Annotated in this window: 17 protein-coding genes and 1 pseudogene; 6 read left to right on the plus strand and 12 right to left on the minus strand. The window is 68.2% G+C overall.

What is annotated here, in order from left to right:
• Positions 1-299 precede the first annotated feature (299 nt).
• Together OG736_RS04340 and OG736_RS04345 are read left to right on the plus strand one after the other, a co-directional pair.
• Positions 300-701, plus strand: coding sequence for a nuclear transport factor 2 family protein (locus OG736_RS04340; RefSeq protein ID WP_327187513.1), 402 nt, complete (start codon positions 300-302; stop codon positions 699-701).
• A gap of 89 nt (positions 702-790) precedes the next feature.
• Entirely contained in the window at positions 791-1,060 is a 270-nt protein-coding gene (locus OG736_RS04345) for a DUF1905 domain-containing protein (protein WP_442817156.1), read from the plus strand.
• On the opposite strand, the gene mgrA is transcribed toward OG736_RS04345, so the two are convergent.
• A complete protein-coding gene (gene mgrA, locus OG736_RS04350; protein WP_081552442.1) occupies positions 1,050-2,042 on the minus strand; it encodes an L-glyceraldehyde 3-phosphate reductase in 993 nt (330 codons plus the stop codon). The two genes, OG736_RS04345 and mgrA, sit on opposite strands and share 11 nt — an antisense overlap.
• A gap of 114 nt (positions 2,043-2,156) precedes the next feature.
• Between mgrA and OG736_RS04355 the strand changes: the two genes are divergently transcribed.
• Positions 2,157-3,041, plus strand: coding sequence for a LysR family transcriptional regulator (locus OG736_RS04355; RefSeq protein WP_327181234.1), 885 nt, complete (start codon positions 2,157-2,159; stop codon positions 3,039-3,041).
• Between the two features lie 25 nt (positions 3,042-3,066).
• Complete coding sequence (locus tag OG736_RS04360; protein ID WP_327181235.1) at positions 3,067-3,582, plus strand: mycothiol transferase; 516 nt, start codon at positions 3,067-3,069, stop codon at positions 3,580-3,582.
• Here the strand turns inward: OG736_RS04360 and OG736_RS04365 are convergent.
• The 5 genes from OG736_RS04365 to OG736_RS04385 all read right to left on the minus strand — a co-directional run bounded on the left by OG736_RS04365 (position 3,564) and on the right by OG736_RS04385 (position 7,937).
• Positions 3,564-4,634, minus strand: coding sequence for an adenosine deaminase (locus OG736_RS04365; protein WP_327181236.1), 1,071 nt, complete (start codon positions 4,632-4,634; stop codon positions 3,564-3,566). The genes OG736_RS04360 and OG736_RS04365 overlap by 19 nt on opposite strands.
• A gap of 23 nt (positions 4,635-4,657) precedes the next feature.
• Positions 4,658-5,053 carry a VOC family protein gene (locus tag OG736_RS04370; protein WP_327181237.1) on the minus strand — a complete coding sequence of 132 codons (396 nt, stop codon included), beginning with the start codon at positions 5,051-5,053 and terminating at the stop codon, positions 4,658-4,660.
• Between the two features lie 552 nt (positions 5,054-5,605).
• A complete protein-coding gene (locus OG736_RS04375) occupies positions 5,606-5,878 on the minus strand; it encodes a hypothetical protein (RefSeq protein WP_327181238.1) in 273 nt (90 codons plus the stop codon).
• Positions 5,879-6,155: 277 nt separating this feature from the next.
• A complete protein-coding gene (locus OG736_RS04380; RefSeq protein ID WP_327181239.1) occupies positions 6,156-7,064 on the minus strand; it encodes a DNA/RNA helicase domain-containing protein in 909 nt (302 codons plus the stop codon).
• Between the two features lie 471 nt (positions 7,065-7,535).
• Positions 7,536-7,937, minus strand: coding sequence for a hypothetical protein (locus tag OG736_RS04385; protein ID WP_327181240.1), 402 nt, complete (start codon positions 7,935-7,937; stop codon positions 7,536-7,538).
• 151 nt (positions 7,938-8,088) lie between these two features.
• Here OG736_RS04385 and OG736_RS04390 point away from each other — a divergent pair.
• Together OG736_RS04390 and OG736_RS04395 are read left to right on the plus strand one after the other, a co-directional pair.
• Positions 8,089-8,906, plus strand: a protein-coding gene (locus OG736_RS04390; RefSeq protein ID WP_327181241.1) for an IS5 family transposase whose coding sequence is annotated in 2 segments (ribosomal slippage) — positions 8,089-8,437 and positions 8,437-8,906 — 819 coding nt in all. Because the reading frame shifts where the segments join, the coding sequence is not laid out codon by codon here.
• Between the two features lie 51 nt (positions 8,907-8,957).
• Positions 8,958-9,772, plus strand: a protein-coding gene (locus OG736_RS04395; RefSeq protein WP_327181242.1) for an IS5 family transposase whose coding sequence is annotated in 2 segments (ribosomal slippage) — positions 8,958-9,300 and positions 9,300-9,772 — 816 coding nt in all. Because the reading frame shifts where the segments join, the coding sequence is not laid out codon by codon here.
• Between the two features lie 8 nt (positions 9,773-9,780).
• Here OG736_RS04395 and OG736_RS04400 read toward each other — a convergent pair.
• From OG736_RS04400 to OG736_RS04425, 6 genes and pseudogenes are all read right to left on the minus strand, one after another.
• Complete coding sequence (locus tag OG736_RS04400) at positions 9,781-10,587, minus strand: SDR family NAD(P)-dependent oxidoreductase (RefSeq protein WP_327181243.1); 807 nt, start codon at positions 10,585-10,587, stop codon at positions 9,781-9,783.
• A gap of 214 nt (positions 10,588-10,801) precedes the next feature.
• Complete coding sequence (locus tag OG736_RS47215) at positions 10,802-11,341, minus strand: transposase (protein WP_442816999.1); 540 nt, start codon at positions 11,339-11,341, stop codon at positions 10,802-10,804.
• A gap of 22 nt (positions 11,342-11,363) precedes the next feature.
• Positions 11,364-11,480 (minus strand): annotated as a pseudogene (locus OG736_RS04410) (IS5/IS1182 family transposase); the annotation flags it as partial.
• 26 nt (positions 11,481-11,506) lie between these two features.
• Positions 11,507-11,929 (minus strand): DUF5959 family protein, encoded by a 423-nt coding sequence (locus OG736_RS04415; RefSeq protein WP_327181244.1) that lies wholly within the window; start codon positions 11,927-11,929, stop codon positions 11,507-11,509.
• Positions 11,930-12,122: 193 nt separating this feature from the next.
• On the minus strand, positions 12,123-12,731 hold the full coding sequence (locus tag OG736_RS04420) for an SMI1/KNR4 family protein (RefSeq protein WP_327181245.1): 609 nt from the start codon (positions 12,729-12,731) through the stop codon (positions 12,123-12,125).
• Between the two features lie 18 nt (positions 12,732-12,749).
• Positions 12,750-23,372, minus strand: a complete 10,623-nt coding sequence (locus OG736_RS04425) for a LamG-like jellyroll fold domain-containing protein (RefSeq protein WP_327181246.1) — start codon at positions 23,370-23,372, stop codon at positions 12,750-12,752.
• Positions 23,373-23,510 lie beyond the last annotated feature (138 nt).

The following is a 23,510-nucleotide window of genomic DNA, read 5'->3' on the forward strand; positions in this document are numbered from 1 at the left end:
CCCCGGTGCTCGCCGGCCGGTCGTGCCTCGCTTTCCGTGCGGCTCCTGTGGGGTGAACTGCCCCTGACCTTCGAGTATGTTCACTCTTGAAACACTGTCACCATGACTTTCCGGCCAGTCTCTTGGCATATTCCATGCCGTTCATGGCCGAAATGCGGCGCGCACCCGATCACGTCGTCATTACCCGACAGGTAATCGACCCGGGCGGCGGGCGCGGGCAAGGTGGTCACACCGGATCGGCGAATACCGGGATCCGGGTCCTGACCAGTATCGATGACCTCATTGGGGGCCGATTTACGATGTCCGCGAACACCGACCGTTACGAGAACTCCGTCGCTCGCTACTTCGAGGCCTGGAACGCGCGTGACCCCGAGGCTTTGGCCAAGGCTGTTACAGCCGCGTGGGCCGTGGACGGAGGTTATACCGACCCGCTGGCCGACGTCCGGGGCCATGAGCAGATCGCGGCGGTGATCGCGGCGGCACACGCGCAGTTCCCGGGCTTCGCCTTCCGGCTCACCGGCGGTGTGGACGGGCACCACGACACGGCCCGCTTCTCCTGGGAGCTGGTGAGCGAGGCTGGGGGCACTTCCATCGGTGAGGGTTCGGCGCCTGTGGCCGGATCCGACGTCATCACGCTGGACGCCCAGGACCGGATCACCGCCGTCCTCGGATTCCTCGACCGGGTGCCCGACGGGGCCTGATGACGGCGGCGATGAATTCCTCCGCCCGCGGCGGTCTACCCGATGGGAGATCACCGCGAGCGGAGGACGTCATGAGCGGAAACGGAATCATGAACGCCGAATTCACGGCCGTGCTGCGCAGGAGCCCGGCAAAAGGCGGCTGGACCTATGTCGTCTGGCCGGAGTCCGTCGAATTCTTCGGAACTCGCGGGCTGGTCAAGATCCGCGGAACGGTCGACGGACATCCGTTCCGGAGTTCGTTCATGGCCCTCGGGGACGGCACCCACAAACTTCCCGTCAATGCCGACGTGCGCAAGGCGATCGGAAAGCAGGAGGGCGACTCGGTGACCGTACGCCTGACGGAACGGCTCAGCCGTTGATCACCGCGTCGATCCGGGTCAGCTCCTCGGCGTCGAAGTCCAGGTTGGCGAGGGCGCCGACGCTGTCCTCGATCTGCCGGGCGCTGCTCGCGCCCACCAGCGCGGAGGTCACCCGGCCACCGCGCAGCACCCAGGCCAGCGCGAGCTGGGCGAGGGACTGACCGCGGGACTTGGCGATGTCGTCGAGGGCGCGCAGCTTGCCGGTGAGCTCCTCGGTGAGCGCCTCGGAGTTCAGGAACGGGCTGTCGCTCGCCGCCCGGGAGTCCTCCGGGATGCCGTTCAGGTAGCGGCCGGTCAGCAGGCCCTGCTCCAGCGGCGAGAACACGATCGACCCGACCTGGAGCTCGTCCAGGGCGTCGAGCAGACCCTCGCTCTCGGGGCGGCGGTCGAGCATCGAGTAGCGCGGCTGGTGGATGAGCAGCGGGGTGCCCAGCTCACCGAGGATGCGGGCGGCCTCGCGGGTCTGCTCCGCCGAGTAGTTGGAGACGCCGACGTAGAGCGCCTTGCCCTGCTGGACCGCGGTGTGCAGGGCGCCCATCGTCTCCTCCAGGGGAGTCTCCGGGTCGGGGCGGTGCGAGTAGAAGATGTCGACGTAGTCCAGGCCCATCCGGGTCAGGCTCTGGTCGAGCGAGGACAGCACGTACTTGCGCGAACCCCACTCGCCGTACGGACCCGGCCACATCAGGTAGCCGGCCTTGGTGGAGATGACCAGCTCGTCGCGGTAGGGCGCGAAGTCCGCCTTCAGCGCCTCGCCCAGCGCGGACTCGGCGGCGCCGGGCGGCGGACCGTAGTTGTTCGCCAGGTCGAAGTGGGTGATGCCGAGGTCGAAGGCGCGGCGCAGGATGGCCCGCTGCGTCTCGACCGGGCGGTCCGGGCCGAAGTTGTGCCACAGTCCGAGCGACAGCGCGGGGAGCTTCAGGCCGCTGCGTCCGGTGCGCCGGTAGGGCATGTCGGCGTAGCGGTCGGGGTGTGCGGTGTACAACGCGACTCCAAGAAGATCGGTCGGTTTCAGGAACCGCTACCCACTCTGGCCCGACCTGCGGGTAGTGGTCCAACAGAAGAATCCGATGGAATTGTGCGGCTACGCTTCTCAATCATGGAACTGCGCCACCTCCAGCACTTCGTCGCGGTCGCCGAGGACCAGCACTTCACCCGGGCCGCCGAACGCCTCATGGTCTCCCAGTCGGGCCTGTCGGCGTCGATCCGGGCCCTGGAGCGGGAGCTGCGCGCCCCGCTGTTCGTCCGGACCACCCGACGGGTGACGCTGACGGAGGCGGGCCGGGCGCTGCTGGCCGAGGCCGAGCGGATCCTGGCGCAGGTGCGGGCGGCCCACGAGGCGGTGGCGGCCGTGCAGGGCGTCGTGCGCGGCACCCTCTCCGTGGGCACCGAGCAGTGCATCGCCGGGGTGCACGTGGCGGGGCTGCTCGCGGCGTTCCGGCGGCGCCATCCGGATGTCGAGATCCGGCTGCGGCAGACCGGTTCGGGTGCGCTCGGCGAGGAGGTGGCGGCCGGCCGGCTCGACCTGGCCTTCGCCTACCGGACCCAGACGGACACCGACCAGCTCCGCTGCGCGCCGCTGGCCACCGAGCCGATGTACGTGCTGTGCCATCCCGACCACCGTCTCGCCGGGGTGTCGGCGGCGCTGACGCCGGAGGACGTCGCGGGCGAGGTGTTCGTCGACTTCCATCCGGACTGGGGACCGCGCCGCGCCACCGACGTCGCGTTCGCCGAGGCGGGTGTGCGGCGCACGGTCGCCCTGGAGGTCAACGACGTGCACAGTCTTCTGGACCTGGTGGACGAGAACCTCGGGGTCGCCGTCGTACCGCGCCACTTCCGGCACAAGCGGGAGGCCCTCACCGCGCTGCCCCTCAAGGGCATGGACGAGGCGGTGTACGAGACGGTCGCGCTGCTGCCGCCCGCGCGGTCGACCAGCCCGGCGGCCCGGGCGCTGATGGCGCTGCTGGAAACGGGGAGCGGGTGAGCGCGGGGTGCGCGATGGTGGACGTATGCATGCCAAGGACATCCTCATCGACGGTTACCAACGCATCCGGGAAGAGGTCCATGCCGCCGTCGAGGGCCTGGACCCCGACGACCTGAACGCCCGGCCCACGGCCGGGACCAACCCGATCGCCTGGCTCGTCTGGCATCTCACCCGCGTCCAGGACGACCATCTCGCCGGCGCCTTCGGACTCGACCAGGTGTGGCTGGCCCAGGACTGGGAGAAACGGTTCGGCCTCGACCTGCCGCGCCAGGACACCGGGTACGGGCACAGTGACGCGAAGGTCGCGAAGGTGCGGGTAGCCGACGGCGGTCTGCTGACCGGGTACTACGACGCGGTGCACGCGCAGAGCCTGGAGGCGCTGCGCGCGCTGACGGCGGCGGACCTGGAGCGCGTCGTGGACGAGCGCTGGGACCCGCCCGTCACCCTGGGCGTACGGCTGGTCAGCGTCCTGTCCGACGATCTCCAGCACGTCGGACAGGCCGCCTATGTCCGCGGACTGCTTCAGAGCGCGGCGGCGTAACCCGGGAGGACGACGTCCTCGATGAGGGCCTTGCGCTCGTCGAACGGCAGGAACGCGCTCTTGAGGGCGTTCACCGTGACGGTGCGCAGGTCCTCGGGGGTCCAGCCCGCCTCCTGGACGAGCAGCGACATCTCGCGGGTCATCGTCGTGCCGGAGACCAGCCGGTTGTCGGTGTTGAGTGTGACGCGGAAGCCGAGGTCCTTCAGCGCGGTGATCGGGTGCTCGGCGATCGAGGTCGCCGCGCCGGTCTGGAGGTTGGAGGTCGGGCACATCTCCAGGGCCACCCGGCGGTCGCGCACCCAGCCCGCGAGCCGGCCGAGCTTGCCGTCCACGATGTCGTCGGTGATGCGCACGCCGTGGCCGATGCGCTGGGCACCGCAGACCTGGAGGGCCTGGTGGATGCTGGGCAGACCGTGCGCCTCACCGGCGTGGATGGTGAAGGGGACGTTCTCGCGGCGCAGGTGCTCGAAGGCGGCGAGGTGGTCGGCGGGCGGGAAGCCGTCCTCGGCGCCTGCGATGTCGAAGCCGACGACACCGGCGTCCCGGAAGGCGACCGCGAGGTCGGCGGCCTCGCGCACGCGGTCGAACATCCGCATGCCGCAGAGCAGCGTGCCGACCCGGACCGGCGTGCCGGCCGCCGCCGCCTTCGCCATACCGGCCGCCAGGCCCTCCTGGACGGTCTCCACGACCTCGGCGAGGCTCAGCCCGCCGTTGACGTTCAGCTCGGGGGCGTAGCGGACCTCGCCGTAGACGACTCCGTCGGCCGCCAGGTCGAGGACGTACTCCTCCGCGGTGCGCAGCAGGCCCTCGCGGGTCTGCATGACGGCGAGAGTGTGCTCGAAGGTGGCTATGTAGCGCACCAGGTCACCCGAGTTGGCGGCCTCGAAGTACCAGGCGGCGAGTTCGTCGGGGTCGGTGGTGGGCAGGGTGTGGCCGACCGCGTCCGCGAGCTCGACGACGGTGGCGGGGCGCAGGCCGCCGTCGAGGTGGTCGTGCAGGACGGCCTTGGGGAGGCGGCGGAGGGTGTCGGTGTCGATGTGGGACGCGGTCATGAGTGTTCCTCGGCAGGTGGTTCTCAGGTGGTGGCGGGCTGGAGCAGGTCCCAGCGGTTTCCGTACAGGTCCCGGAAGACGGCGACGGAGCCGTAGGCCTCGTGGCGGGGCTCCTCCAGGAAGGTCACACCGGCGGCGAGCATGCGGGCGTGGTCGCCGGCGAAGTCCTCGGTGTGCAGGAAGAACCCGACGCGGCCGCCGGTCTGGTCGCCGATCCGGGCCCGCTGGGCCTCGCCCTTGGCCCGGGCGAGCAGCAGCCCGACGCCGTCCTGACGGTCCCCCGGCCGCACGACGACCCAGCGGGCGCCGTCGGGGCGGGGTTCGTCCTCGACGAGCCGGAATCCGAGCGCCTCGGTGTAGAAGCGGATCGCCTCGTCGTAGTCGTCGACGACAAGCGTGACCAGGGCGATGCGACTCATCGTGGCCTTTCGAAAAGCGTGCGGGAGGCTGTCAGGAGGTGCGATTGACGGGAGAGGTTATACGTAAAACCCTCCCTTGCGCCAGTCGCCTCCGCGACGACGGTGACCGGGCCCGTTGGGCGGATCGGGTCGCGGGCGGGAAGCCTCGCTCGCACGGGAGGGACCCTTCGCGTCGACACCCTGCTCCGGCCTCCCGAACGCCCTGCCGCCCGCCGGTCGCCTCCACAGCGGCTGTGGGTCTGGTCGCAGGCCCGGGGTGAGGTCGGGTCACGGGCGGGAAAGTTCGCGCTCGCGGAGGCTGTGAGAGCGTCGGTCAGCGGGGCGCACGACGCTCTGGCCGCCGACGCGCACGTCGGCCGGCAGGGCCTCCAGCCGGCCGGCGCGGTGGCACGCCACAGCTGGGCGGAGCCGTTCGATGCGTGGGCAGCCGGCCGGCGGGCTTGGAGCACTGCCCGAGAGCAGGACGGCAGCGCGGAAGCGGCGCGCGCAGCGGCTCTCGTGAGCGCGTCCAGCCTGCCTGCAACCGAGATCCCGCAGGCCATGACGGCAGCCCTACATGTCGTGAACCTCCACGGAGAACCCCTCCGCAAGGACGGAGTTCAGGTGCTCCGCATGGGCACCCAGCCATTGGCGCGCGTCAGAGAACTTCGCCGTCAGTTCGACGAGCACATAGTCCACGGCGCCATCAGTCGACCCACCACAGACACAGCAACGGAGACGCTCACTCACCGGACCCGTCCACTCCGGATCGTTCCCGCCCGCTGCCACCGTCGCGTCATCAACATGCACGAGCACATCGTTCCAGACGCCCTGGAACAGCCCCATCCACCTTGACCAAAGGGAAGGGGCCCCGGATCGTCGAGCGGTAACACGTCGCAGAGTTGGCAGTCACCTCTCGGTCGTCGCAGGTGTCGCCGTGCAGCGCTTGCGACGGCCGCGGCACTCAGGCGGTGGAGTCCGGCTGCCCGCTGGGGCCCACGGGCCCGGCTCTGCCCCTCGTGTGCGGGGGAGGTCAGCGTCTGGAGAAAGTCCTGTGTCCTGGTATCCGTTGAGTACAAGCGCGTCCCTCGGGTGCCCCTAGTGGCGAGCACGCGATAGGTGTTCAGTGCGTACCGCAGGTAGCGGTGTGGTGCAAGGTTGCGCAGCTGCCGGAGTTCCATGGGCGTGCCCAGGTACGTGGCCAATCAGGTCCGTCCCAGGTGATCGCCACTTCCGGCAGGAGTGGTGGAGGCGGTGAAGAGTCCCATGACCAGCAGAAGCCGGCAGTGACCCGTGGGGTCCGGCCGCCACGGGTGTGTTCAGCAATCCAGTGCTCGAGCCGTTCGGGGTCTGCTGCGACTGCCAGGTCGTAATCGCTGCCCTCCCAGGCCGAGGCGACGCCCTCGGATTGGAAGAGGTGATCGACCCACTGCTGGTAGGCGCGTGAGCCGTTGCAGCGGAACCGGCTGACCAGGTCGATGTGGGCGAATGATAATCCGTTGTACTGCGCGTGCTGCTGAAGCTGTTGGAGAGTCAGGCCTTCTGTCGGCCGCACGATCTGTCGCTCGTCGAGGAACAGCACCGTCACGGCGGCCCGCTCGAGAAGCTTGCCCAGGATCACCGGGAACGCGCCCTGCTGGTGATCGGGGTAGGTACGGGCGCGGTGGGCCTCGTCCGGGAGGACCACACTGTCGTCGGTGATTTGGGCCGGGACTTTCGAGGAACGTGGCGATGAGGCCTCGGAAGTCTTCACCGACGGTCCTGCGCAGTTGTCGCGTAAGGGTCCCGGACGGGGACAGCAGTCGTGCGCCAGCTTCCGCAGTGTCGACGGTCCGCCCGGGTCGCTGGGCTTGAGCAGATAGCCCTTGTTGGCCGGCGTGGAACTGTCTGCGGCGTACTTGACCTGCATGTAGGTATGCAGCGCCTGCCGGTACAGCACCACGTCATCCATGTTTCCCACGCCATCGGCCTCGACTCCGACCGCCACCACCGGCTTCGGGTCGCGCAGCTCCGCGTCCCGCACCGCAGTCACGCACCCCTGCCAGGCAACCAGCCACTGATATCGATCACCGAGGCCCTCGATCGCGCCCGCTGACGACGGTCAGAAGGGACTCAGTACGGGAGCGAACCGACTGAGACAGCACAGCGGCAACCCGGCCGAGACAGCACGCTCTGCGTGTACCGGCGCTCTATTGGGAGTCTCACCAAGATGTCCAGCGCAGATGTCACGCCATGCCAGTTGGTCACCTATGCCAAGTCATCAACCTTGCCGGCAGCGCCGCTGCTCGAGCCATCGATGAGATAGATCTGACACTGAACCTCTTCCAACCTCACGGGTGGTTGGGCTGCCAGCCCCGGCGGCGGGCATGAAGAAAGCTCCTGGTAGACGGGTTCACGACCAAGATCACCAGTCCGCCAGGCGGCTTCGTCTCATTGGCCTGTAGCCTCATCTGCTGGAGGCGGCTGAAGAGGCGCCGATCATGATCGTGTCACGAGCTTTTGGCTACAACTCACACCACTCACCCTGAGGGCCGGCCGCCCGCGTCTGGGTGAAGTCGTGCACCAGGTCCCACGCCCGATCGATGTCCAGGACAAAGTCGCCCGTGAACGCGGCGAGGTCGTCCATGATCGGGACTTCGACCTCGGCACCCGAGGGTACGGTGCCGTCTCCTACGAGCAGAGACATCCGCTCGGCGTCACTCACCAGATGGACAACCGCGTGATCATCTCGGAAGGCCAGGATCAGCACCGGGAACTCCCTGTCCGGCGACCGAACCTCGACGTATCCCTGACCACGTGAACGCAACTCGTTGAAGCGGTCTGACAGATCCTTCACCTCTGAACGCCTCTCAACCGGATGGAACAGTCCCGATTCCGGCGACGTCGCCGCCCACACCACGCTCATCCAGCCCCCCTTCCCCACACAGGCCATCGCCCACGATCCAGGGCCACGCTCCCACGCTCCACCACGACACGACTACTGGAACTGGGGCGCATGATCGTGTTACGAGCTCTAAGAGGGGGTCCTACGTGGTGAGGCGGTCGTTGGTCTGTTCATGGGGCGGGGTACGTGGAGTTGGATTGTTCCGGACGGGCTGTGGGAGATCGCGAAACCGCTGATCCCGCCGTCGAGAGTGCGGCCGCAGGGTGGCGGAACACAGGACACACCAGATGAGACGCTGTTCGCGGCCATCATCTATGTCCTGGTCAGCGGCTGCGCCTGGCGCCAACTGCCGCCCTGCTTCGGCATATCGAAGTCGACCGCCCACCGCCGATTCCTGATCTGGTCTAGAGCCGGCGTCTGGGGCCGCCTGTACGAAGCGGTCCTACACCGCCTCGACGACGCCGGCCTCATCGACGTCACCCGCGTCGTCCTCGACACCGCCCACGTCCGCGCTGAAAAAGGGGCGAACACACAGGCCCGAGCCCCGTGGACCGGGGCAAGCCGGGTTCCAAGATGCACATTCTGTCGGACGCGAACGGACTGCCCCTCCTCGTCGGCATCTCGGCCGGCAACACCCACGACAGCGAAGGGCTCAAGCCCATGATCGAGGGTCACCAAACGAGACACGACCCGCACCGCGGCCGCTACTTCAAGCCCCAGCGCCTTCATGCCGACAAAGCCTATGACCGCTCGGACCTGCGGAAATGGTTACGCGGCAAGCGCATTGGCGTCCGGATCGCCCGCAAAGGTATCGACTCCAGCGAACGATTGGGCCGCCGGAGGTGGGTGATCGAGCGCACGATGTCGTGGCTGTCCGGATACCGCAGACTCAGCCCCCGCTACGAGCGCCATCCCCGCAACTACCTGGCCTTTCTCGGACTCGCCGCCGCTCCCTGCTGCTACAAACGACTTGTCCGCCTCACCACGTAGGACACCCTCTAAGACCGTGTCCTACATGGTCAGTTGGCTGTTGTGCTGGGTATGGGGAGTGGACGGTGGGGATGGATCGTTCCGGACGGCTTGTGGGAGCTGGCAAGGCCGTTGCTGCCGCCGGCGCGGGTGCGTCCGCAGGGTGGCGGGGTCGCGAACATCGATGATGAGGCCGTGTTTGCCGCGATCATCTACGTGCTGGTCAGCGGATGTGCCTGGCGGGCGTTGCCGCCGTGCTTCGGAGCGTCGAAGTCGACCGTGCACCGCCGCTTCGCCATCTGGTCCCGCGCCGGAGTCTGGGGACGGCTGCACCAGAAGGTTCTCCAGCTCCTGGACGAGGAGGGCCTGGTCGATCTGTCCCGTGCGGTCCTCGACTCCGCGCACGTGCGGGCTAAAAAGGGGGCGAACACACAGGTCCGAGCCCCGTGGACCGGGGCAAGCCAGGTTCCAAGATGCATGTCCTGTCCGACGCGAACGGACTGCCCCTACGCGTCGGACTCTCCGCGGCCAACACCCACGACAGCCTCGCCCTGAAGCCGATGCTGTCCCATTTCCACATAGGACACGAATCCCACGCGACCGATTCAAAGCCGCAACGCCTGCATGCAGACAAGGCGTACGACGTCCTTCACCTGCGGCGATGGTTATGGGGCAAGCGCATCGGTGTCCGTATCGCCCGCAAGGGCATCGACTCCAGCGAGCGGCTCGGCCGCCGCAGGTGGGTCATCGAGCGCACCATGTCCTGGCTGACGGGCTACCGACGGCTCAACCACCGCTATGAGCGGCAACCAGGCAACTACCTGGCCTTTCTTGGACTGGCATCCGCTCTCTGCTGCTACAAGCGGCTCCTCAAACTGACCATGTAGGACACCGTCTAAGCGCGTCGGGTGATCCGGAAGTCGAACCCGAGGGTCCCGGGGTCAAGGGCCGTCGCGCCGCCGTCGACGGTGAGGACCGAGCCGTTGACGTACGACGCCGCCGGGGACAGCAACCAGTCGATCACCTCGGCGACTTCACACGGTTCACCCGGCCGGCCCATGGGCAGGAGCGCGGTCGCCTCGTCGTAGGCGGCATTGACACCGCCCTCCAGGCCCGCTTCCTCCGCAAAACGCGTCATGCGCCGGTCGGCCATCTCGGTGCGCACCCAGCCGGGGCACACGATGTTGGCCCGCACGCCTTGACGCCCGTAGTCGACAGCGACGGAGCGGCAGAGTTGGAGCATGGCCGCCTTGGAGGTGGCGTACGGCGCGTTGCTCGTGCCGTTGCGCAGCGCGGACACCGAAGCGACGGCGACCACGGCCCCGCCCGCCTCCAGCAGGTGCGGGAGCGCCGCGCGCAGGAGCATCAGCGGGCCGGTGAGGTTGGTGCGCATCACCTCGTCCCAGTCCTCCAACGACAGGTCACCCACGGCTCCGCCGCGCCCGATGCCTGCGTTGAGCACCAGTCCGTCGAGTCGTCCGTGGGCGGCCAGGGCCGCCTGGACGAGACCGTCGGCCGCTCCGCGGTCCCCTACGTCGGACGGATGGGCCAGTACCCCGGTCTCGGCTTCGAGGCGTCGCAGAGGCTCGCTGCGCCGGCCGGACACGACCACGTGGTGGCCGCCCTCGCTCAGCAGCCGAGCCGTCGCCTCCCCTATACCCGAACCTCCGCCGGTCACGATGACAACTCGTTTGTCCATCAATGCTGTTCAGCGCCCTTCTCCGAGATCACAAAGCACCACCGAGCCTAAATCCCAACGATCCGTCCCTGACAACTTTGAGACAGGGCACCGTCAGGCAAGGGGAAGGGCGGATCTGGTTGAGCGTCTGGTGCCGGACGAGTTGTGAACGCTGTTCCGGCGGGTAGTGCTGCCGATAGAGGTGAAGCGTCCGCAGAGCGGGGCCTGCGGAACATCCTCACCGCCTGAGAGCAGCACCGGGAGCCCCAGCGCCAGCTGGGGATACAGCTCGCCCCGAGGGCTCGCGCAAAAGATGTCGCAACACCTGACATAGCCCTTGGCGCAGCAGATACCGCAACCCAACCACGGGCCTGCCACATGGATCGGCGGGGCCTGCCGCACCTCCCGGCTCCCCACCGGAGGCCACGCGGCTGCCCACATGCCGACAGCAGGACAGCCGGTCAACCGGAACATCCCGCCAGCTCACGCTCTTGCACAGCACGTACACGATGCCCCGCAGCGCAGCCCGGTCATCCGCCGGCAACCGCCCGGGATACCGATGCCGCCTGGGCGGACGAGCAGGCAACAGCGGGGCCACACGTTCCCACAGGTCACCGGACACAAGATCAGCGGACACCCGGCAGATCCTGCCGACACGACACTCGACTGGCGCAATGGTCAGACCTCGCCGACCCCCGCTACTGGCATCAGCCTGACCGCCGGGCGCCGCCCGGTAGCGTCTCGACCGACCACCTGAGCAGGGAGAACTACGTTGCATGCGGTGCTGACGCGCCCGGTCAAACCGCGACGGCAGAAGCCAGCAGAAGAGCCGCCACCAGCATGCGGAAACAGTGCGGGCTCGACCCGGTGAATGGTGCTATCCAAGATGCCTCAGACGCCGTGATCACTCCAGCCACACGAAGATCATCACCCCCTGCGAGCCCTAGGAAGAAGCTGAGACAGCCGCCCGGACACGATCCAACCGCAGCTGGTTTTCCTCCAGCCAGCCCGAGGCGACGTCGATCGGTATACGCACCGCAATCTGCGTCGACGGCGAGTCGTGCACCGTCACCTCCACCGGGTCATCCGGAACCACGTCCACCCAGGCACTCCGGCCACCCGCCGGCCACTCGGCCCCCTCCTCAGCCTGAAGGGCATCGAGGCAACGCTCCCACTCGTCCAGATCCTCACGCGATACCTGCAGACGGACCCGCCCGTTGACGAAGCCGCTCTGCAGAACGATCTCGGCTGGGTAGTACCGCTCGTCACCCAACGTCAGAGGCGCACCGCAGCTCACCTCAACGGCGACACTCTGGGCCCGATCTGCGAACCGGAAGAGTTCGAACGTCTGCACTTCGTCAACCACAGCTGCCTCTTGAACGCGCTGGCCAAGACGACAGCCTCGGCCTGATATGCGGGACATCCCTTAACTTGATCTTTAACCTGTGCGGCGTGGTCTAGGCGCCGCCCTCAGGTGTGCTGACTCGTCGTTCACGATGCTGCACAAGGGGCGTTGACATGACTGCCGCCTCCGGGAACCGGCGCCCGGCATGCCTGTGTCAGTCGCCGAACATCCCTGCGTACGGATCCGGTTCCCCTGTCCAGGGGTCGAGACCGGAAGCACGCAGTCGCTGTTCCTCGTCTCGATGCAAAAAACGCGGCGCCGCGTTGCCCCAAAGTGTGAGTCCCCCGAGGGGACACTCGTCGAACTCCGCATCCAAAACACGATGGAGAAACTCGACCACACCGCACGGATACTCCTGCCAGACCACGTCATCCTGATTCCAGACCACGACAGGCCAGCCATCAGGATCGTCGCCCGTGATACGCCAGCACAGGATGTCCGCGCTGGAGTCCAAACCCCAGGCGATCACCCGATCACTACCGGCCCCTCCGGGACCTTTGGCACTCCAGAGCTGCTGCGCATTGAGCGTCTCCTCCTCCATCCCCTGGAAGGCAGGCTCCGCCCCGTCCTCGGCCCGGCACTCCGGCGAGAAAATGACCACATAGTCACTGATGGCTCCCGCTCCATAGCGGGCGATGAACTCTTTGTAGTCACCGGGGAACCGAGTTCCCCAACTCTGCTCCAACAGGCCCCAGTCGACTACGTCCCCGGCACCTGGGTGAGGCGGCATCAAGCGGGCGAGAAGTTCGATATTTTGTGTCATCTCGTGACTCCGGAGGGTTCAGGGCATCGAACCGGTGGGAACGGGATTGCCGTTGCGGCTGTCCGTGACAGTACCAAGGTTCTTCCAGCCTTTCTCAGGGCTGTAGATCGAATTGGGAACCGGCTGGCTGAAGGAAAGTCCGGCCGAACCGTCCGGCCACGTACCTCTTGCAGTCAGCTCGAAGGAGACAGGCACCGTCCGGGATCCGAGATAGCGGGGTGTCACCGCATAATAGACGACCTGCCCGGCGTCGACGGCGACCCTCACCTGTTCCTCATACGAGTACATGTGGTCATCGATCCTCCCTGTACCCCTTACGCTGGCGTTCGCCTGACGCGAGCAAGTGGCCAGGTTCCGCAGATCCGTTCCGGAGCCGCTCAGATCCTTTCCGAGCAGATGGCAGATGTTGATGGACGTCCGCGAGTCAAGGCCTCCAAGGTGCCCCACATAGCTCTTGCCCCAGAGATATCCCGGCGGCGAGACCTCCGACGGTTTGGTTTTCGTCCCCTCATTTTTCGGGTCGTCAAGATAGGCGCTGTCGAGACAAGATTCCATGCCTGTAGCCCGACCGCCGTGCGCGCTGTCTACATCGCCATATTCCACCCACCCCGCGCCGTCAGTCCGACAATCCCCACCTGTTCGACGACGCGTCACGGTTCCCGCCCCATCAGGCAGAAGTGCATTTGCAGCCACATTCCCAAGCGGGATAAATACGGTGAGTCCAGCCATGTCCGCTATCGCTTGAGAAGTCACCGTTCTACTTACGCCTTGATCAATTGTGTATGTAGCGTCCGTCTTCGCCCTCGGTACAGACCGTTTGGGTGCCGTCTTGGGACGCGGACCCTTGTTGGGGTTTTGCGGTGGGCGTGGCGTCCTGGGGGTCGTGGAGCCCTTGCCCTGCTTCGTCGTGGGAGTTGAACGCTTGGGAGCGGTGGGCTTTCCGTTCACCGGACGCCCGCTGGCTTTCCCCTTGACGGGGCCCTTCGGCGGCCGACCGTTGGTCGAACGGGTGGGGCCGCGGTTGGAGCCGAGGTTCATCTCTCTCTGCATTTTGCGGGCTTGTGCGCGGCTCGCGGTTCCTCTTCCCGTGCTACTGCTGCCGGCACGGCTACGTGAGGATGAGGAGCGGCGGGTGGTGAAGCGGCTGCTGCCGCGGAAGCCCATGGTTCCCGTGGAGCCCACTCCGCTTCCGATATCGCGTTGCCGTATGTGTCCCGTGGGGTCGGTCCCGTTCAGCGGTCCGCCGTTGACGTAGCCGTACCGGTTGGCTTCTCCGGAGGGTTCCGGGTCCAGTTGCCATGTGTCCCGCGATCCGAAGGACCCCGTCCCCGGCTGATACCAGCGGGCGGCCATGTTGACGTCCCCGCTCGCCGGGTCGGTCCAGCCGGACTGGTAGCCGACTGCCGGGGTGGAGCCGGTGGTTGCCGTCTCCTTGCCGAAGGGGTCGTAGGAGGTCGAGCCGCTGACCGATTTGCCGTCCGTGGTCAGGCCGGCGACCAGGTCGGTGTGCTGGTCGGTCAGGGCCCACTGCTTCGTTGTGCCGGTGGAGAGGGAGAGAAGGGTGCCGTCCGGGGCCCGGTTGTAGTCGGTCGTGCCGTCGCTTGCGAGGTTGTTGGAGCCTCCGTCGTAGGTGAAGGTCGTCGAGCCTCGGGTCTGGACGCGGTCCAGGGAGTCGTACGTGTACGTTGCGCCGCCGTCGGTGATCTTGCGTTCGAAGGCGTCGAAGGTCAGTGCACGGGCCGACCCGCTACCGGTACTGGTCGAGGACAGGGTGCCGCGTGCGGTGTACGTGTAGGTCGTCGTGCCGTCCGTCAGCTGGCGGTTGCGGGTGTCGAAGGTCGCCGTCATCGTGCCTGCTTTGGTGCGGTTGCCCGCCGCGTCCCACTCGTACGACGTGGTTGCCGTGGCGTCCTTCGTCCAGGACGTCATGCGGTTCGCGTAGTCGTAGGTGTAGGTGTTGGTGCCCGCGCCTGCCGTGCCCGTCGTCCTCTTCGACGTCAGGTTGTCGTCCAGGTCGTAGCCGTACGTCGTCGAGGCCACGCTGGTCGTGCCGTCCGCCGACGTGACGGCGTCGGTGTTCAGGCGGCCCAGTTCGTCGTAGCCGTAGGTGCGCCTGGCGGTGACCGTGTACGGCGCGGTGCCTGTCGGGCTGGTGGCGTACTGCTCCAGGCTGGGGCGGCCTGCCGCGTCGAAGTCGTACAGGACGTTGTTGCCGGTGATCGAGTCCCGGACGGTGTCGATGCGGCCGGCGGCGTCGTAGGTGTAGTCGGTGGTGCCTGCCGTAGTGGTGCGCTGCGTCATGCTGCCGTCGGCGTTGTAGGCGTACGCGGAGGTGCCGCCCGGGCCTGCGGCTGTGAGCAGCGCGCCTTGGTCGTTGTAGGTGTAGGTGTTGCGGGTCAGGCCGTCTGCGGTGCCGATCGAGGTCAGGCGGCCGGTCAGGTCGTAGCCGAGAGTGCGGGTCGCTGTCGTTGCCTCCGCGCCCGTGCCTGTCTCTCTCGTCAGGCGGCCGAGGCCGTCATAGGTGCGCTCACGCTTCACTCCGCCCGGCAGGAGCTCGGTCACCGGCTGGCCGGCCTTGTCGTAGACGGTCGTCCAGGTGCGGTCGGCGGTGTTCGGGTGTGCGGTCGTGGACGGCTCGATGGTCGATTCGGGCAGGCCCAGGCTGTTGAAGGTGTAGACGGTCTTGTTGCCGCGGCCGTCCGTCAGCCGGGTGAGGTTGCCTGCGGCGTCGTAGCCGAGTGTCGTCGTGATCGATGTCGTGGCGGTGACCGGTTCGGTCTGGGTCGTCGTGCGGCCCAGTGCGTCGTACGCGTACGTCGATCGGGCTTTGCTCCCGGCGGGGATCGCCGCCGTGCGGTTGCCTTCGACGTCGTATTCGGCGGTCGCCGTGCGCAGGGCGGTCGTGCCGGTGCCGTAGTCGGTGCTGGCCGTGATGTCGCCGAGGGCGTCGTAGGCCGTGGTCATGCGGCGGTTGGTCGCGTCCGTGGTCTCCGTCTGGCGGCCCAGGCCGTCGTAGTCGAACTTGGTGGTGCCGGCCGGGTCGGTCAGCGTTTTCGGCTCGCCGGCCGCGTTGTAGGTGCTCGTCGTGGTGATGCCCGCCGGCGTGGTCGACGCGGTCTGGTTGCCTGCGTCGTTCCAGGTGTAGCGGCTGACCAGGTTGGCGCTGGTCGGGTAGCGCTCGACGGTGGTTGCCGTCAGTTGGCGGCCCAGTTCGTCGTAGGTGGCTTCGGTGCGTGCGCCCATCGGGTCGGTGACCGAGAGCTGGAGGCCGGTGGGGGTCCAGGTGGTGCGGGTGACTCCGCCGCCGTCCGCGCTCTCGGGGTTGAGCAGGTCCGAGTCGGTTTCCGCCGCGACCGCTGTGGCGGCGTCGGCGGCCGGGTCCGTCTGGGCGGTCAGCTGCCCGAACTGGTCGTAGGCGTAGCGCGTGACGCGGCCCAGGGGGTCCGTCGCCGTCTGCGGCTGACCGAGCGCCGTGTAGGTGGTACGTGCAGTCGCTGTCAGGGCGGTCGAGGTGCCCGGCGGGGTGTAGTCGGGCAGGGTGACGGCGGTGGCGCGGCCGAGGCGGTCGACCTCGGTACGGGTCACCTTGCCGCGGGCGTCTCGTACAGCGGTGGCTTCGCCGAAGGTGTTGTATCCGGTGATCGTGGTCGGCTTTGCCGTGGTGGCTGCCGCGCCGTTCTCTTCGGTTTGGACGGTGGGGGCGGTCTGCTGCACCGGGCGGCCCAGCGCGTCGTAGCGGTAGGTGGTGGTGTATGCGGCCGGATCGGCGCCAGTGGCGTTGCCGCGCGGGCTGACCGATGTCAGCGGCAGGCTGCGGTCGTCGTAGGTGCCGGTGGTGATGTGGGTGGTGGTGCCGTCGGTGACGGTCTGCTTGGTGACGTTGCCCGCCGGGTCGTACTCGGAGGTCGTGGTGAGCTTCTTGGTCCCGGCGATCGTCTGGGTCTGTTCCTTGACGCGGTCGTCGCTGTCGTAGGTGTAGGTGGCGGTGCGGTTCAGGCCGGACGGGTCGAGCACACTCGTCTGGGTGCGGCCCAGAGCGTCGACCGTGAAGGTCTGGGTGGTCGTGCCGGCGCCGGTGACCTGCTTGGTGAGGTTGCCCGCCGGGTCGTAGGTGTCGGACTCCAGCACGATGTCGTGGCGGGTGCCGTCAGTCTGGGTGACCTGCTTGGCGGTGGTCGTGGCCGCGAGGCCGTCGTCGTAGTAGGTGTAGGCGGTCGTGGCGCCCATCGCGTCCGTGGTGGACGCCAGGCGGCCGGCCGGATCGTAGGCGTTCGAGACCAGCGTCAAGTCTCTGGTGGTACCGGACGGATCGCCTGTCCAGTCGTCCAGGACCGTGGTGGCGTGCTGGTCACCGGCCGTGTAGGTGTACGTGACGTGGGTGCCCGCCGGGTCGGTCGTGCCGACGGTCCGGCCCAGTTCGTCGTGCTCGTACTGGGTGGCGTTCTGCTCGGCGTCCGTGGCGCTGTCGTTGAGACCGTGGGCGTCGTAGTGGTAGGTGACGGTACGCTCCGGGTCGCCGCCGGTGGTGTCCTTCGTCGACTCCGACAGCAGGTTGCCGTCCTCGTCGTAGGCGCGGCTGGTCACGGCCGTGTGGGTGACCTGGGTGATCTCATTCTGTATGCCGGCGCCGGTCTCGGTGATGACGTGCGAGGCCGCGTCGTAGGCGTAGGTGGTGCTCACGCCGGTCGGGAAGGTGTCGGAGATCTGCTTCTCGGTGATCTGTCTGCCGAGTCCGTCGTAGGTGGACGACGTCACCAGCCCTGAGGGCGAGGTGACCTCGGCCAGGTCGCCGCCCGCGTAGTAGCGGTACGACGTCTTGGCGCCGCCCGGCGTCGTCTGCGTGAGCACCAGGCCGGCCGGGACCGTGCCGCCGCCGACTGCCGTCTCGGTGCCGACGGTGTAGGTCGTCGTCGCGGCCGAGGAGTCGGGGCGGGTCACCGTGGTGGGCAGGCCGAGCGTGCTGTAGGCGTACTGGGTGCGGTAGCGGGTGTCCTTGTAGTCGGTCGAGCGCTGGTCGCTGAGGGTCAGCGGTTTGTCGTTGCGCGGGTCGAGCGGGTCGCTGGCGTTGAGGTAGTAGGAGGAGAAGCTCGTCCAGCAAGAGTCGGCGTCCCGGCAGGTCGTGCTGGAGACGGCGTTGCCGCGTGCGTCGTGGCCGGTGACCGTGGCGTGCCCGTTGGGGTCGGTGACGGTGTGGAGGTTGCCGGCCGTGTCGTAGGCGTACGAGGTGAGCGCGCCGGTGGCGTCCTTCGCCGCGAGGACACGGTGGCCGCGCAGGGCGTCGTAGCTGGTGGTGCTGGTGTGCTGCTGCGGGTCGGTGACCTTGACCGTGGAGGTCAGGCCGGAGTCGGCGGCCTCGGCTTGAGCGCGGTAGTGGGCGGAGACCTGGTCGGCGGTCAGTGTGCCGCGGTAGAGGGCGGCTTCGTCGAGTTGGCCGTTGAAGTAGTAGGTGGCGGCGGGCTGATCCATCCAGCCGCCGTTGGCGTAGCCGCCGCCGAGGTAGGCGTAGGTGCGGCTCTGGTCGGCGACCGCGCCGTCGATCGATCCCAGCTTCACGCCGTCCAGGTAGAGGCTCTGGGTGGTGCTCGCCGCCGTCAGGACGACGTGGTGCCACGCGCCGTCGGTGACCGCGCTGGGCGAGGTGACGGGCGCGGGGAACACTCCACCGGTCAGATAGAACCTGCCGCGCAGTTTGCCCGCTCCATCGATGTTCAGCACCGGGAGAGCGGAGGTGGGTGTCTGACCGATGGTGGCGTTCTGGAAGGCGAGCAGGACGCCCGAAGCGGTGGTGGTGCGGAACCACAGCTCTGCGGACATGTCGGCGGTGCCCGCCAGGGTCGAGGCAGGCAGCTGCACGGTGCCGCCGCCGCTGAGTTTCACGGCCCGGTCGTCGCCCGCGCCGAACACGCCGCTCTGGTCGAGCTGCGAGGTGGCGCCGGTGTCCGGGCGGAAGGTGGCGTTCATGCCGGGGCCGCCGACCTCGCTGCCCAGGGCGGTGCCTTCGTCTTCGCCGAGGCGCCAGTAGGCGGCCGGGGCGTCGGCGAGTGCGACGCCGTCGTACTGGTCGCCGCGCCCGGCGACGAGGCTGCGGCGGGCCTGGATGTGCTGGTTGGGGGCGTCCGTCTGGCCCGCTGCCACGGGGACGTACTTCCACACGCCCGAGGTCTGCGTGAAGGTCACCAGCGGTTTGTCGTAGAAGGCGACTTCGTCGATCTGGCCGGTGAAGTTGCGGTAGCCCGAGACCTGGCCGTCCCAGCCGCTCGAGGAGTAGCCGCCGCCGACGAAGACGTGGGAGTAGCGGTCGGCTGGTACGCCGGTGGCTGTGGTGGTCTGGAGGGCGCCGTCCACGAACAGGGCTTGCATGCCGGCGTTGCCGGTGAGCAGGACGTGGTGCCAGGTGTCGTCGGTGAGGGTCTCCTTCGACAGCAGGCTGGTTCCGGTGCCCGAGAGACGGCCGCGGAGCTTGCCTGCGGAGTCGATCAGCAGCATGGGCCGCCAGCCGGTCGGGGTGTCGCCGAGGTCGGCGTCCTGGTTGCTGACCAGGACGCCGGGGCCGGCTGTCTTGAACCACAGCTCGAGCGACATGGCGGTGCTGGTGCCCAGCGATTCCGCCGGCATCTCGACCGCGCCGTCGCCGGTGAAGCTCGCCGCGGTGTCGTCGCCGTCGGCGAAGATGCCCGCGCTGCCGAGGTGTGTTCCGTCCAGGTAGCTGCCGGCCAGGTCCTCGCCCAGGGGGCTGGCGGCTTCGGCGCCGCCGCGCTCGCCCAGGCGCCAGTAGCCGATCGGGGTGCTGCGCTGGATGGTGTCCGCGTAGGTGGAGGAGGAGGTCGAGTAGGTGGGCGCGGAGACCTTCCAGGTGCCGCCGTTGTCGTCGGTGTGCTCGGTGAGGCGGCCGCTGACGGTGTCGTAGGTCGCGGTGGCGTGCTGTCGGCCGGACGGGAGCGTGACCTTCGTCAGCTGCCCCACGGAGGTGCGTGCGGCGTAGTGCTCGGCGACGGTCGCGGGGTCCAGGGTGTGGTCGTAGAAGGCCACTTCGTCCATCTGTCCCGTGAACGGGTACCAGGCGGCGGCCATGTCCATCCAGCCGCCGTTGGCGTAGCCGGCGCCGACGAAGGCGTACTCGCGGGACTGCTCGGCGATGACGCCGCTGATCGAGCCGAGCTTCACGCCGTCCAGGTAGAGGCTCTGGGTGTTGGCCGCGGCCGTCAGCACCGCGTGGTGCCATGCGCCGTCGGTGACCGCCTGCGGGGAGGTGATGGGGACCGCGGACGCGCCACCGGAGAGGTAGAAGCGTCCGCGCAGCTTGCCCGCACCGTCGACGTTCAGAACGGGCAGCGCCGTGGTGGGCTTCTCCCCCACGTCGGCGTTCTGGAAGCTGACGAGCACACCGGCCGCCGTGGTGGTCTTGAACCACACCTCGATGGTCGGGAAGGCGGACGTCTTCAGCGTGTCCGCCGGCAGTTCGACGACCGAGTCGGCGCCGTCGAAGCCCGCGGAGGTGTCCGCCGTGCCCGCGATCGCCGAGCCCGCGCCGAGCAGGGTGTCGCGGTGCACCGCGTCGTTCAGGCCGGTGCGTGAGACGGCCTCGCTGGCGGCCACGGAGCCCTCGGCCTCGCCGAGCCGCCAGTAGGACGTGGGAGCGGAGTCCAGCACGCCGCTGCGGTAGACCGAGCCGGTGGCGTACTCGTACATCGTGCACTTGGTCGTCGACGTCGGCGGGCACACCTTGGTGAGCTGATCACCGGTGTAGGTGTAAGACCAGGTCAAGCCCGGCGTGTTGGCGTCGATGGCGCTGGTGGTGACGGTGGTGACGTGCTGGCCGGTCCAGCCGAACGACAGGGAGCGGCCCGACAGGTCGTCCCTCACCTTCTTCACCGGACCGGCGGTCGCGGTCTCGTGCGTGATGCTCTGGCTGCGGCCCGCGACGTCGCTGATCTTGGTGAGGACGCCGCCGGCCAGGAAGCGGTAGGTGGCGCCGGAGCGTTCCCGCAGGATCCAGTCCGTGGACTGGCGGGCCAGGGTGAGCGAACCACCGGACGGGCCGGTGTAGGTGCCGTCGGCGTTCTTGCCGAACCTGGCCTGCGAGCCGTCGGACAGGGTGATGAGGACCGACGCGGTGGCCGGTTCCTCGCGCAGCTGCATGTCCCAGCGGGTGGACCAGCCGGTGCCGAAGGCTCCGCCGGTGCGCGGGTCGAGGGAGTTGTAGGTGCGGGTCAGCGACAGCTCGGGTCCCACGGTGGTCAGTGCGGCGTCGGTCGCGGCCGTGACGTAGTTGCCGTCACGGGTGCCGATCTCCTTGCCTTCGTCGGCGCCGCCGAGATGGCTTGTCACGGCGGGCTGCGGGACCTGTGTGGTCAGCAGCGCGGCGCCGGGGCGGGTGGAGGTGGCGGAGCCGTCGTAGGCGTACCCGTACCAGGCGTAGGTCTTGTCCCAGGACAGCCAGCCGGACGGCACCGCCCACTGCTGGCCGTCGCCGCGTGTGCCGGTCTTGCAGTTCTTGCGCAGGTTGCTGCCCTCGACCTCGCAGACCTCGAAGGAGTACTGGAGGGCGGCCTTCGGGTAGCGGTCCGCGTCGGTGGCCTTGGCCCACAGGGTCGGGGTGAGGGTGTTGACGGTGATGCCGCTGCCGGGCGATTCCGCCGTGAGCTGTGGTGGGATGTTCACTGCGGAGAGCCTGACCGCCGCTCCCGGTACGCCGGCGGCGGTGAAGCGGCTGACGCCGACTTCCTCCATGGTCCACTGGACGGTGTAGGTGGCGGGGGTCAGCAGGGCGACCTTCGCGTCCAGGGTGATGGACTCACCGGGCGAGATGGCCTGCGGCATCGCCGTCCAGCGGATCTTGGCGCTGTCGGTGATCTCCTTGCCCGCCGCGTCGAACAGGTTGTAGCGCAGCTTGTAGTTGCCGTTCGCGGGCCAGGTCGCCTGTCCCTGGTTGGTGACGGTGACCTTCTCGACGCCCTCGGTGGTGGCGGTGACCGGGGCGGTGAAGTCGCCGAGCGAGTAGGCGGCGCCGTACTTGGTCCAGGTGACGTCCAGGCTCGGCTTGCCGCCCGGGTAGTCGTCGGAGCCGAACTGCTTCCAGCTCTTGGAGTCGGTGGCCGACGCCTTCACGGCCAGGCCGTAGTTCTTCTTGCGGGCGTGCGTCCAGTCGTCGACCAGCTTGCGCCCCGCGGCGCCGAGCTTGATCGTCTCCCACGCGGCACCGCAGGACCACGTCTCCGCGCCCGAGGGCCGCCAGCCGTGCGCGAAGCTCTTCGACGCCAGCGAGGCACCCGTCGAGGGGCCCGGCCACTTCGACGTCGTGGACTCGGCCCAGTTCGAGGTGATCGGGTGCACGGTCACCGGCCGGGCGGTGCACGACTGCGACCAGGTGTTGTACAGCGCGAGGTTGGCGCTGACCACCCACGCGTTCTTCAGGGTGGTCTCGAGCCCCGCAAAGCGCAGGAACGCCGACGCCTTGTGGCTGCCTGCGTCGTAGGTGCCCACCTTCAGGACCGTGTCCGAGGCGAAGTTGGTGGTGTACGGATACTCCACGTACGTGCCCGAGGTGGCGGCCACACTCTGCACCGACGGGTCGACACGTACGGGAAAGACCCGCTCAGGCGCGGCCAGCCAGTTCTTGTCGAGCTTGACGACCAGAACCTGCCGACCGTCCTGAACGGCCAGGCTGTAGGTGACGCCGGAGGAGATCACGCCCTCGTTGGAGTCGGGGGCGAGGTTCGAGTCCTGCATCCAGCCGGCGGGGGTCCAGGCGCGGACGGCGCCCTCTGCGTCGACGAACACCACATTGCCCTGCGCATCGAGTTGCGCGGTGAGACCGTGCAGTTCCAGCGGGAAGCGCCACTCGGCGGGCGCGTCGGCGTCCTTGAGGACCAGGGTCTCCTTGACCGAGTCGCTGCCCGCGATGAACTCCACGTCCGCGTTGGGACGCGCGTTCTCGTAGGTGAGGGTGCTGTCCTCGGCCTGCCCGGCCACAGGGTGGGCGTCGTCCACGCCGTAGCCGACGGAGACCCCCTCGTCGACCTGCATCCGCACCACCGGGTCGGCGTCGGCCGTTCCGGCGAACTCGATCTGCGCCTCGGTCGAACCGGTCTCCCAGCCCTCCTCGCCCGCGCTCATCGTGCTGGGTCCTGATGACTCCTGGGGCACGAGAGTGGTGTCGATGGGCTTCCAGCTGCCGTCTGCGGCCTGGAAGTTGACGGGCTCCGTGTAGAAGCGGGTGGTGTACGTGCCGTCCGGGTTGAAATAGGTGCGCTCTCGCTCTGCCCGCTCCCCCACCACCTCTTTGCTGCGCTTGGCGTCGAAGCCCTGCGAAGTGACAGTTGCGGGCGACTCGACCTCGACGGCCGGTCCGGGCTGGGGTATCCGGGCGGTGCTGGGCAGACGCGTGACGCCGTCGGCCTGCTCGGCCGGGAGTTCACCCCGCCCGTGGAGTGCCCCGTCGCGCCCGCCTTTCGCGGAGGCGTCCGTCGCCTGCGCGGAGGCGGTGTGGCCCCGTCCCGCAGCGGAACCCCAGCGCTGGTCCGGAGCTTCCCCGGAACCGACACCCGCGGACTGACCTACAGCAAAAGCTACTTGCTCCGTCCCGGCCAACACCGCCAGGACGAAGACAACAGCAAGAACCAGCGGACGTGCCGGACGCACGGAATCCCCCCACCCAAAAGATCACGAGTGGGCAATTCCTAAAGGATCTCCAAACAAATCACAAGACATCCACAAGGCTTCACAAGGTCAAGTGAGCATGGTCACGCCACATTGCACGCAAAATGCGCTGGCCAGAGA

It is taken from the genome of Streptomyces sp. NBC_01334 (assembly GCF_035983595.1).
GTDB lineage: Bacteria > Actinomycetota > Actinomycetes > Streptomycetales > Streptomycetaceae > Streptomyces > Streptomyces coriariae.